We start from the raw sequence: 12,047 nt of genomic DNA on the forward strand, positions 1-12,047 counted from the left end.
ATTGCGTGTGGTAGTAAGAAACAATTTATTTGGTTTTTTCGAGCTGTTTTTATTTCATTTAAAACGTGCTGTTATTGAGTAGTTTGCATTTTTAGCGCCAATATTTTATTAATTAAATATTAAAACTAAGTTATAAAAATGAATATGTAATTTTTGTGCTACTAGATGAATGAAAAGTGCTATTCTGTTTCAATTTATGCAGGTAAATTTGAAATGAATCAAAAAAATATAATTATGAGTACTATAGCGCAAAGACCTGAATTTAAGGCAAAATATGAAAATTATATCAATGGTAAATTTACTGCACCGGTAAAAGGAGAATACTTTGATGTTATTTCTCCAATTGATGGAAAAGTATTTACAAAAGCAGCACATTCAGGTAAAGAAGATCTGGAACTGGCAGTAGACGCAGCTTACGAAGCATTCAAAACCTGGGGAAAAACATCAGTAACAGAACGAAGTATTTTACTCAATAAGATTGCACAAAAAATAGAAGACAACCTTGAATATATTGCAACCGTAGAAACTATCGATAACGGAAAACCAATTCGTGAAACCCTTGCAGCAGATATTCCGTTGGCAATTGACCATTTCAGGTATTTTGCAGGCGTAATTCGTGCCGAAGAAAGTTCGATTGCAGAACTGGATTCGCAGACTGTTTCTATTGCTTTAAGTGAACCTTTAGGAGTTGTAGCCCAGATTATTCCCTGGAATTTCCCTATTTTAATGGCAGTCTGGAAAATTGCCCCGGCACTTGCAGCAGGAAACACCATTGTTTTAAAACCGGCAGAAAGTACGCCAATTTCTATTTTAGTTTTAATGGAATTAATAGGCGATATCCTTCCTCCGGGAGTTCTGAATATAGTAAATGGTTTTGGTGCAGAACTTGGTCGTCCGTTAGTTACAAACAAAAAAGTTGCGAAAGCAGCATTTACAGGTTCTACTACTACAGGACGTCTTGTAATGCAATATGCAACAGAAAATATTATTCCGGTTACACTTGAACTTGGTGGTAAATCTCCCAATATTTTTTTCCCTTCAGTAGCAGATTATGATGATGATTTCTTTGATAAAGCGATTGAAGGCGCTGTTTTATTTGCCTTAAACCAAGGTGAAATCTGTACATGTCCGTCGAGATTATTGATTCACGAAGATATATACGAGAAGTTTATTGCAAAAGTAATCGAAAGAACCGAAGCGATTATCGCAGGAAACCCATTAGATAAATCGACAATGATTGGAGCACAAACTTCATTAGTGCAAAAAGAAAAAATCATGTCCTATATAAAACTGGGTAAAGAAGAAGGAGCAGAGTTGCTGACCGGAGGAGACGAAAACAAATTGGGAGGAGATCTTGAAGGAGGTTACTATATCAAGCCTACTTTGTTTAAAGGACATAATAAAATGAGAATTTTCCAGGAAGAAATTTTCGGGCCTGTTCTTGCTGTTACCACTTTTAAAACTACTGAAGAAGCTATCGAGATTGCCAATGATACCATGTACGGTTTAGGCGCAGGAGTATGGACACGTGATGCACACGAAATTTATCAGGTTCCAAGAGCGATACAATCCGGTCGTGTCTGGATCAATCAATACCATTCATATCCTGCCGGAGCACCTTTTGGAGGTTATAAACAATCCGGAATTGGTCGTGAAAATCATAAAATGATGTTGGGACAATACCGTCAGACAAAAAATATGCTGATTTCTTACGATAAAAAGAAACTTGGTTTCTTTTAATTAGTTATTATGTTGGTTCGAAAAGGTAAGTTTCTGACTTACCTTTTTTTTGTAAATTTAATTTAAAAACAATACCATGATAAAGAGACTTGATGCCACAGATGAAGCTATTGAATTAATAAAAATTCTAAAAGAAAAACACGGTGATCTCATGTTTTATCAAGCCGGAGGTTGTTGTGAGGGAACACAGCCACAGTGTTTTGAGAAAGGAGGATATTACCAAAGAATGGGAGATGTTTGCATTGGTACAATCGAAGATACAGAGTTCTGGGTCGATAAGGATTTATTCGAATACTGGAAACATGCACATTTTACACTAAAAGTAATTGATGCTTTTGGAGTAGGAGGTTTTTCATTAGAAACCCCATTAAAGAAAACGTTTCAAATTGAATACCGGATTTTTACCGAAAAAGAAGAGAAAGATTTAGAACCGGTTAGTTTTATTGAATAGGTTGAAAGGTTCAGAGGTGCAAAGCGACAAAGATTGACCGTAGAGATGCACAGCAGTGCGTCTAACATATGATATGGAAATTGGAAATAGTTGCAAAGCGACAAAGATTGACCGTAGAGACGCACAGCGGTACGTCTAACATAAAATATAAATAATTGGAACGTAGACGCACTGCTGTGCGTCTCTACGATAAACGTTGAGAATAAACGTTGTAAAATAAATGTTTTGAAAAAACATCATAAAAAACCTTTGTCCCTTTGCAACTCTAAACCTTTGAACCTCCCTTAGTTAATATACAACAACTGATATTGCTTAGGCGTAATTCCTTCATGTTTTTTGAATAATCTTATAAAGTAATTAGCGTCTTCAAAGCCAGACAAATAACACACTTCGTTAATTTGTATTCCGGGATTTCTGAGTAATTTCTTGGCGTGTTTTATTTTTTCATTTAGAACATACTCAATCGGACTCATGCCTAATTCGCGTTTAAAGAAACGGTAAAAAGAAGCTGTGCTCATACAGGCTTTTTCGCTCAGGCTTTTCATGTTGATATTTTCCTTTAGATTAAGCTTGATAAATTCCGTTACTTCAAAAATTGGATTATTGGTTTGAATCGCAATTCCGTCATCTATAGATTTTACAGTTTGTGTCTGGATGATTCTAATTAGCAATTCCTGCAAAGTCAAATCAGCAAGGGCATCTTTTGTGATGGAAGTGCTCATGCATTCCTTAATGAGTTTATTGACTGTCGTAGCAAGATCTACATTATTATAAAAGAAATAATTTTGATAATTTAATTGCCAATACGCATCGATTCCTTCTTTAGGATAACGTTCATTTAGAAAATTTAAAGTGTCGTTTATTTTAGATTTATCGATTGCCAAGGCAAGGCATTGCGTTGGATTTTCTCTTGATGCTTCCGGAAAATCAATCTTCATTTCTACGTTTGACGGGATAACAACTGTTTCTCCGGGTAAATAATCAAATCCGGGTTCATCAAAAAGATGCATTACTTTTTTGCCTCTCAACATACTGGTTACCACAAAATCATTGAATTTTAGCGGAACAAGTTTAGAAGACTCATACGTTTCAAAAATATTTAATTCACAATGATTTAGCGTATAAACCGTCCTGTTTTCGACTAGTGTTTTTAATGATTTTTCATTCGATAATTGAGGAGGACGGATCAAAGCACGTTGATTATTCATTGCGATCAAATTTTAAGTGGATTCTTTAAAATTAATCAAAAAAGAAATAGCAAGCTGAGATTTAACGTTTTATTAAATTAATTCTTCGACGTGCTTTTTGATGTTTTCAGCGATTTTTTTTGTTGGCAGATCATTTTCATCATCGCCAAACGGATCTTCAATTTCTTCTGCAATAAGCTCGAGACTCGCCAGTACATAAAAAATAAAAACAACGACCGGAGCTACAAAATATCCCAGGCTAATCGAGTAGCCAAATGGCAATGTCATGATGTAAAAGAAAATAAATTTTTTGATAAAAGCGCTGTAAGAGTAGGGAATAGGCGTGTTTTTTATTCTCTCGCAAGCGCCGCATATATCTGTAAAAGATTGCAGTTCTTCGTTTAAAATAATAAGCTGGTCTCCGGTAATTTTTTTAGCATCATATAAATCATTGATTTTATGAAACATCATTCTTTTTACCTGATTGGGTTTGTGTTTATGATGGTCAATTTCTAAATCTACATCTTCAAAAAGCTGTTTGCTGGTTTCAGAATCATGAAGATGTTTGTGCAGAATAGAAGCGTAAGTAGGAATGAATTTTCTAAAGAATTTTCGATCATTTTCATCCTTAAGTATAGCAGAAAGTTTAATAGCCAGATTACGGCTATTATTTACAAGACCTCCCCATAATTTGCGGCCTTCCCACCAGCGGTCATAAGCCGTATTAGTTCGAAAAACAAGCAATAACGAAATTACAAAACCAAGCATTCCGTGCATGATTGGAATGTTATGGATATAATCATTTTTTCCAATCTTGAAATATTCAACTTCAAGATAACCAACTACAGCAGAGTAAATCCCGATGGCAATCATAACCGGAAGCAGCTTTCTAACGGTATCAGATTTATGAAAATGGAAAATAAAAGTAAACCAATCTTTGGTATTATATGAGATCATTAAGTTTGTTTTGAAACAAATTTACTTTAAAAATTAATATTTCCTGCTAATTCTTTTAACGCAATTTCAGATAATTTAGCTTCATATTGAGCATTACTGTAACGTACTTTTGCATTTACATAATTTAACTGTGCAGTTCTGAAATCAATAGTAGTGATGGTTCCTATTCTAAATTTATCGAGTGTAATATCTAAGTTTTGTTTGGCGATAGCTTCGTTATCTTCTTCCAGATCAATTAATTCCAGATTGGTTAAATACGTTTGAAAAGCAGTACTTAATTGTGTGTCTAAAATCATATTTTGCTGTTCGATCGCAATTTGGGTATTCTCAATTTGCAATTTTGCTACTTTTTCATTTCGATGCTGGTTAAAGCCATCAAATATGTTTAGTGTTGCGTTAAAACCATAATTAAAACCCTTTGAAGAAGATTCACTTGTGAAACCTAAACTAGACTGGCTTTCGGCAAAATTATATCCGGATGTTAAGTTTACAACAGGATAACGATCTGCCTTTATTTGTTTAAGCTGTAATTCTGCAATTCGTTTGTTTATTATTTGCGATTCTAAAGCAGGGTTTTGCTTTTTTGCCAATTCCATTAAATCAATCAGAACCAATTTATTGTCGACAGTAACCTGATTAGTAACTGTAAAATTAATTTTTGGGTCGCGGGCTAAATACTGGTTCAGTAAAATTTTAGCATTTGCATACGATTCTTTCTGTCTTAATAAAGCAACCTGATCTGAGTTTAAATCAACCTGAGCATTTAAAACTTCAAGTTTGGATGCTTTTCCTATTGTAAAACGGTTTTGTGCAAGGGTTAAACGCTGTTTCGAAATTACAATTGTAGTATCTAATGCCGATAATTGCTGCTGTTGTTGTACTAAATCATAGTAAGCAGAATTTACCTGACCAATTTTGACTAAAATGGTTCTTTTAAGTTCCGCATCGCCAAGCTTTTGTAACTCTTTTAACTGATCTAATCTGGCGAACATTTTCATACCGTCAAAAACCGTCCAGCCCAAACTTACACCATAATTCAAACTGTTGTTTTTGGCATTGTTTAAAGAAGTTGAAGTTCCATCCTGACGAGTCTGAGATGAATTTGTAACACTGTTATTGTCTGTAATTGAAGCCGTAGCCGTAGGAAGCATTCCTGCGTTTCCAACTGTTACATTGGTTTCGCTAATTTTAGAATTGTTTTTGGCGATCTTAATTTCAAAATTATTTTCTAAAGCTATTTTCATAGCGTCTTCTATAGTTAAGACTTCTTGCGCGTTGCTTTTTGCTATACAAAACAAAAATAAAACGAGGCTTATTACTGTTATTTTAGTTTTCATATGATGAATTGTTAGCTGTGAATTAAACTTTTAAACGAAATTCACAGCTTCTATATTATTTCAAATTTTAGTATCTATTTATGGCTCTCTCTTTCATATTCTTCGATATGATCAAATTCAGGATAATGTTTTCTGGCTTTAGACCACATCAAATAAATAGCAGGAATTACAAAAAGTGTCAGTGCAAGAGAGAAAATAGTTCCTCCCACAATTACAACTCCCATCCCGATTCTACTGGTAGAGGCCGCTCCAAGTGACATTGCAATTGGTAAAGCTCCTAATGCGATGGCTAAACTGGTCATTAAAATAGGACGTAAACGCGCTTCTGATGCTTCAAGAATTGCTTCCAGTTTTGGTTTTCCCTGTTCTCGCAGCTGATTCGCAAATTCTACAATCAAAATACCATTTTTAGTTACCAGACCAATAAGCATTACGGTACCAATCTGGCTGAATATATTCCAGGTCTGATTGAATAACCATAGAGAGAATAAAGCTCCTGCAACAGCCATAGGTACTGTTAATATGATAATAAGCGGATCTATAAAACTTTCAAATTGAGCTGCAAGAATTAAAAATATTAATAATAAGGCCAATCCAAAGGCGAAAGACGTATTTGAACTACTTTCTACGAAATCTCGTGATTCTCCACTTAAATCGGTTGTAAAACTTTGATCGAGAACTTTAGTTTTAATTCGGTCCATTTCTTCAATACCATCGCTGATACTTTTGCCTGGTGCTAAACCTGCAGAAACAGTTGCAGACATATATCGGTTATTATGATACAATTGCGGCGGATTACTTTGTTCTTCGACTTTTACAACATTATCCATCTGGATCAACTGGCCTGATTTGTTTCTCACAAACATAGAAGTTAAATCCAGTGGTTTAGAACGGTCTTTTTGATCAAACTGACCAATTACCTGATATTGTTTTCCGTTTTTAATAAAGTAACCAAAACGCTGACCGCTTAAAGAAAGCTGCAAAGTTTGGGCAATATCCATAATCGAAATTCCTAAACTCTCTGCTTTTGCACGATCAATACTTACGTTGATTTCAGGTTTATTAAATTTTAAATTCACATCTGTAGTCGAGAAAACATCACTTTTACCCACTTCATTCATGAAAACCGGGATTTTTTCTCTTAGTTTTTCAAAAGTCGGCGCCTGGATAATATACTGAATAGGCAAACCTCCACGTCTGTTTACAGAAATTGTAGGCTGCTGAATTACAGATGTTTTAGCATTTGGATATTTTTTAGTCCATTTGGTTAATTTATCAGCAATATCTTTTTGAGATGTAGTTCTTTCATCCGGTTCTTTCAACGAAAGCCTGATAAAACCTGAGTTCGTTGCAGAACCTCCGGAACCTCCAGCCGTAATTACTAAACTTACTTTTTTCTCTGAGATAGAATCATCAACCAATTTTGACATTTCCTGCATAAAACGATTGGTATATTCATAAGATGAACCTTCGGGGGTTGTCATACGCATCGTTACAGAACTACGGTCATCATAAGGGGCAGTTTCTTTGGGAAGTATCGTGAAAAATAAATAAATCAATCCAAAACAAGCAATAAGAATAGGGAATGAGATCCATTTTTTGCCCATAAAACGACCTAACGAAGCTGCATATCCGCTGTTTAACTTTTCGAAAAAAGGTTCGGTTTTAATGTAGAATTTAGATTTCTTTTGTTCTCCGCCTTTCATTAAATAAGCATTTAACATTGGCGTTAAAGTCAGCGATACAAAAGCAGAAATTAATACTGCAGCACCAATTACGACCCCAAATTCCCGAAAGAGTCGGCCTACGAAACCTTCTAAGAAAATTACCGGTAAAAATACCGCGGCAAGTGTTACTGAAATCGAGATCACAGCATAAAAAATTTCGTTTGAACCCTTAATCGCGGCCTCAATTGGCGACATTCCTTCTTCGACTTTTTTGAAGATATTTTCCGTAACTACAATTCCATCATCCACAACTAAACCGGTTGCTAATACAATTGCCAGTAAGGTCAATACATTGATCGAAAAACCGAAAAGCCACATGATAAAAAACGTAGCAATTAACGAAACCGGAATATCAATTAAAGGTCTGAATGCAATTGCCCAGTCTCTAAAAAACAAATAAATAATAATGATTACCAAAATAATCGAAATACCTAAAGTTTCTGCTACTTCAAGTACTGATTTTTTTACGAAAAGCGTATTATCAAGTGCAATATTTAGTTTAATATCCTTAGGAAGATCTTTCTTTAAAGCGTCATATTTTTTATAAAATTCTTTTGAAATATCCAGATAATTAGCACCGGGCATTGGTACAATAGCCAATCCAATCATTGGAAGCCCTGACGAAGTCAAAGAAGTTTCAATATTTTCAGGACCTAGTTCAGCACCGCCAACATCGCTTAAACGAACAATTTTATCTCCGTCTGTTCGAATGATAATATTATTAAATTCTTCTGGTTTAGAAAGGTTTCCAATTGTTTTAACCGTTAGTTCTGTATTGTTTCCGGTTAATTTTCCAGATGGTAATTCTACGTTTTGTGCATTTAAGGCATCTCGAACATCAGAAACCGTACAATTATAGGCATTTAATTTTACCGGATCGATCCACAAACGCATTGCATAACGCTTTTGTCCCCAGATCTGAACACCGCTTACTCCAGGAATCGTTTCTAGACGCTGGGAAATAACATTTTCGGCATAATCACTTAATTCTAAAGAGCTTCTGCTGTCACTTTGAACAGTCATCGAAATAATAGATTCACTATCTGCATCTGCTTTAGAAACTACCGGCGGAGCATCAATATCCTGTGGCAAACTTCTAACAGCCTGCGAAACCTTGTCACGAACATCATTTGCTGCTTCTTCTAAATTTTTATCTAAATTAAATTCGATTGTGATATTGCTGCTTCCCTGATTACTTGATGACGTAATATTTCTGATTCCGTCAATGGCATTTACGGCTTTTTCGAGAGGTTCTGTAATTTGTGATTCAATAATATCAGAATTGGCTCCTGTATAATTGGTTCTGATAGAAACCTGCGCCGGATCAATTGAAGGAAATTCCCGAACACCTAAAAATGTATAACCAATGAAACCGAATAAAATAATCAAAAGATTCAGTACAATAGTTAAAACAGGTCTTCTTATACTTGTAGTTGATAAACTCATGTGAGATTTTAGATTTTAGATTGTTGATTTTAGATTGTTGATTTCTAATATCTATATTAAAGACTTATGACTTTAGGTTTTAAGACTTTCAACTTTATGACTATTTAACTTTAACTTTTATCGGAGACTCATCTTTTAAGGACATCACGCCGCTTGTTATCAAAGTGTCGCCAGCTTTTAATCCTGATAAAATCAAGATTGAAGCGTCTGTTCTTGTTGTTGCATCCACTTTTACTTCTTTGGCTTTGCCCATATTGGCAATGTAGACTTTTTTACCATCTTGTATAGGTACAATTGCTTCAGTAGGAACCACAATAGCATCTTTAATGATGTTTAAAGGCAATTTTACATCAGCAAAAGTTCCCGGAAATAATTTTCCGTCGTGATTATCAGCAATTGCGCGAATTTGTAATGTACGTGTTGCTACAGCCACTTCAGGTTCTATGGCGTATATTTTTGCAGTATATGTTTTATCAGATCCTGAGACGTTGAAATCAATTGAAGAACCGGTTTTTACCTGAGCAGCATATTTTTCAGGGATAGAAAAAGTGATTTTTAATTTGCCTGTGTTAACCAGTTTTGCCACCAAAATTGTTGGTGTAATATAAGTTCCTGGAGAAATAGAACGTAAACCAATTTTACCTGAAAAAGGAGCTTTTACAGATGTTTTGGCAATTTGAGCTTTTATTAATTGGCTTTGTGCCTGAGCAGATGCGTGATCTGCATTGGCAACATCAAATTCTTCCTGGCTAATCGCCTCTTTTTGTAAAAGTAATTTAGCTCGTCTTTGGTTTTCTGCAGTAAGGCTTTCTTTGGTCTGTGCTTGCCTTAATTGTGCTTTTAATTCGATATCATTTACCTTAAAAAGTACCTGACCTTTATTTACGTAACTTCCTTCATTAAAATAAATGCCTTCAACAATTCCTGAAACCTCACTGTGAATTTCTACTTGTTCATTTGCTTCGATAGATCCTGATAACGATAAGTTATTATCAAAAGTAGCTGTTTTAACTACAATTCCGGTTACTGCTGTTGGTTTGTCTTTGTCTCCGAATTTTTTTGAATCTTCGTTTTTCTTTTTATTAGAAACTATTCTGTAGGTTATAAATCCTCCGATACAAATAATCAGCAAGGCATAAATAAGGTTTTTTACTTTCATAAAATTGAGGTAAATGTTTTTTTGGTAATGTGTTTTTAGTAAGCTTACAAATTTAACTTTTTGAAACGAAAACTAAAGATGTTAGGTTTTATTTAACACTTGGATAATATTAATTTTAAACGTCTTTTAACAGTAAAATAAGCCAGCTTTTTGTAATTAGACATGAGTTGCGAAAAAAGGTTTAAATCAAATTTTAATTATTTTAAAATTATTTGTTCTCCATTGTTAAAAGTTTGTATTAAATTCATTTTTAGTAAATATATACTTATAAAAATGCTTTTTAAATGATGTTTTATGTGAGATATTTATTATTTAAAAAATTTTTCGCATTTTGACTGATTTTTTTTGCACTTTATCGATTTTATTCGTAACATTGATAAGCTTAAACAAAATGATCCGTTTTTTGTGAGAATAGTAATGTTTTTGGTGGTTAAGCGATAAGATGTGTAGGTTTTTTATTTGTTTTTAAGTTAAAGTTATTAAATACTAGAATAAATCATTTAACAATCGTTTAATCATTTTCTGTTCTCAATCAAAAACTATCTTTTTTATGCTAAGAAAACTACTTGTTGGCTTATGGATGTTATTATTGTGCATTGCTATTTCTGCTTTGTTCTGGAAGAACGAATTTAAATATAGCTTGCCAACCCCAATTCCTAAAAACTACCATGAGATAGCCATGGGAAGTAAAATTGACTTAAAATGCTGTATTACTGACAGCAGACCTATTTTTATTCATTTTTTTAATCCGGATTGTCCTTGTTCCCGTTTCAATATTCCTCATGTAAGCGGACTGATTAAAAAATATGGCGACAGAATTAATTTTAAAATCGTTGTACTGAATAAAGAAAGAGATTTTTCGATAGAAGAAATCCAGAAAAAATTTGATGCCAAAATTCCGGTATATTTTGATAATGAAATTGCAAAAATCTGTGGCGTTTTCTCAACACCACAGGCAGTTATTATAGATGGTTCAAGAAACTTATATTATCGCGGGAATTATAATAAAACCAGATATTGTACAAACGCAGACAGCAATTATGCGCAAATGGCAATTGATTCTCTGTTAAAACAAACCAAGACCCCTTCGTTTGATGCTTTAGCTCTTAGAGCTTATGGATGTTCGCTACCAAAATGCACTAAATAAATCTATTTCTTAACCTAATTATTTTAATTTATGAAAACAAAAGCCAGTTTAAACGAACGAGATTATCTGCACAATTTTATGTCGACCATGACACAAAAATCAGATACGATTATCAATTATGTTCTTGCAGTTTATTTCCTTCTTGGGATCGCCTTATCTTTTAAGTACGACACATTTGAAATTGGGGTTGGAGTAGGGACTTTGAATCTTCTATTGTATTATTCAGCCAAATTTTTTATCAAAAACTCTACTTTTTATCAATACGTTTTATCAGTAGTTCTTGCAATATTTATGGCGCAATATATTTACCAGATGCACGGTTTATTTGAGATGCATTTTACGGTTTTTATAGCCAGTACAATCTTAATTATTTATCAAAACTGGAAGCTTCAGATTCCGCTTACGCTTTTGGTAGTCTTGCATCACGCCGCTTTGGCTTATATGCAAAACTTTATTTATACTGATCCAAAAGGATTACAGTTGTATTTTTCTCAGGTAAATTTTGATCTCGAAACGCTGATTATCCACGTTGTTCTGGCTGCAGTAGTTTTCTTTATGAATGGTTATTGGGCCTATTATTTTAAAGAACACAGCCAAAAACATATTTCTAAAATTTCTGATGAATATGAATTGGAAAACATCAAACTGGCATCGGCAAAATATAGCTCAATGAGTGCTACAAAAGATTATAACGACTTTATACACAGAACAACTCTTGATTTAAAATTGCCCGTAAACTCAGTTCTTAAGCTTATTGATGTTTCAAAAGGACATACAGATAATGATAAACTATTGAGTTACCTGGAAATGATGAGAGAAAGTGCTAAAAAAATTGACGATCTGGTAAATGATATTCACGTTAAGTCGACTAACACCAGAAGTCAGAGTTAATTTTA

The 12,047-nt window shown here is 33.9% G+C and carries 9 protein-coding genes; 4 read left to right on the plus strand and 5 right to left on the minus strand.

Features of this window, described 5'->3' with window-relative positions:
- Positions 1-234: 234 nt before the first annotated feature.
- Both BXU01_RS18620 and BXU01_RS18625 read left to right on the plus strand, forming a co-directional pair.
- Positions 235-1,740: an aldehyde dehydrogenase family protein gene (locus tag BXU01_RS18620; RefSeq protein ID WP_083694898.1), complete on the plus strand. Its 1,506-nt coding sequence runs from the start codon at positions 235-237 to the stop codon at positions 1,738-1,740.
- Between the two features lie 76 nt (positions 1,741-1,816).
- Positions 1,817-2,191 (plus strand): DUF779 domain-containing protein, encoded by a 375-nt coding sequence (locus tag BXU01_RS18625; protein WP_083694686.1) that lies wholly within the window; start codon positions 1,817-1,819, stop codon positions 2,189-2,191.
- A 284-nt stretch (positions 2,192-2,475) separates the two neighbouring features.
- Here BXU01_RS18625 and BXU01_RS18630 read toward each other — a convergent pair whose 3' ends face one another.
- From BXU01_RS18630 to BXU01_RS18650, 5 genes are all read right to left on the minus strand, one after another.
- Positions 2,476-3,399 (minus strand): AraC family transcriptional regulator N-terminal domain-containing protein, encoded by a 924-nt coding sequence (locus tag BXU01_RS18630; protein ID WP_083694689.1) that lies wholly within the window; start codon positions 3,397-3,399, stop codon positions 2,476-2,478.
- Between the two features lie 72 nt (positions 3,400-3,471).
- A complete protein-coding gene (locus BXU01_RS18635; RefSeq protein WP_083694691.1) occupies positions 3,472-4,335 on the minus strand; it encodes a bestrophin family protein in 864 nt (287 codons plus the stop codon).
- Between the two features lie 26 nt (positions 4,336-4,361).
- On the minus strand, positions 4,362-5,672 hold the full coding sequence (locus BXU01_RS18640) for a TolC family protein (protein WP_055092386.1): 1,311 nt from the start codon (positions 5,670-5,672) through the stop codon (positions 4,362-4,364).
- A 74-nt stretch (positions 5,673-5,746) separates the two neighbouring features.
- Positions 5,747-8,845 carry an efflux RND transporter permease subunit gene (locus tag BXU01_RS18645; RefSeq protein ID WP_083694693.1) on the minus strand — a complete coding sequence of 1,033 codons (3,099 nt, stop codon included), beginning with the start codon at positions 8,843-8,845 and terminating at the stop codon, positions 5,747-5,749.
- Positions 8,846-8,945: 100 nt separating this feature from the next.
- Positions 8,946-10,004 (minus strand): efflux RND transporter periplasmic adaptor subunit, encoded by a 1,059-nt coding sequence (locus BXU01_RS18650; protein ID WP_083694695.1) that lies wholly within the window; start codon positions 10,002-10,004, stop codon positions 8,946-8,948.
- A gap of 550 nt (positions 10,005-10,554) precedes the next feature.
- Here BXU01_RS18650 and BXU01_RS18655 point away from each other — a divergent pair.
- Positions 10,555-11,151 carry a peroxiredoxin gene (locus BXU01_RS18655; protein ID WP_083694698.1) on the plus strand — a complete coding sequence of 199 codons (597 nt, stop codon included), beginning with the start codon at positions 10,555-10,557 and terminating at the stop codon, positions 11,149-11,151.
- A gap of 30 nt (positions 11,152-11,181) precedes the next feature.
- Entirely contained in the window at positions 11,182-12,042 is an 861-nt protein-coding gene (locus BXU01_RS18660; protein WP_083694700.1) for a hypothetical protein, read from the plus strand.
- Positions 12,043-12,047 lie beyond the last annotated feature (5 nt).

The organism is [Flexibacter] sp. ATCC 35103 (assembly GCF_001975985.1).
Taxonomy (GTDB): domain Bacteria; phylum Bacteroidota; class Bacteroidia; order Flavobacteriales; family Flavobacteriaceae; genus Flavobacterium.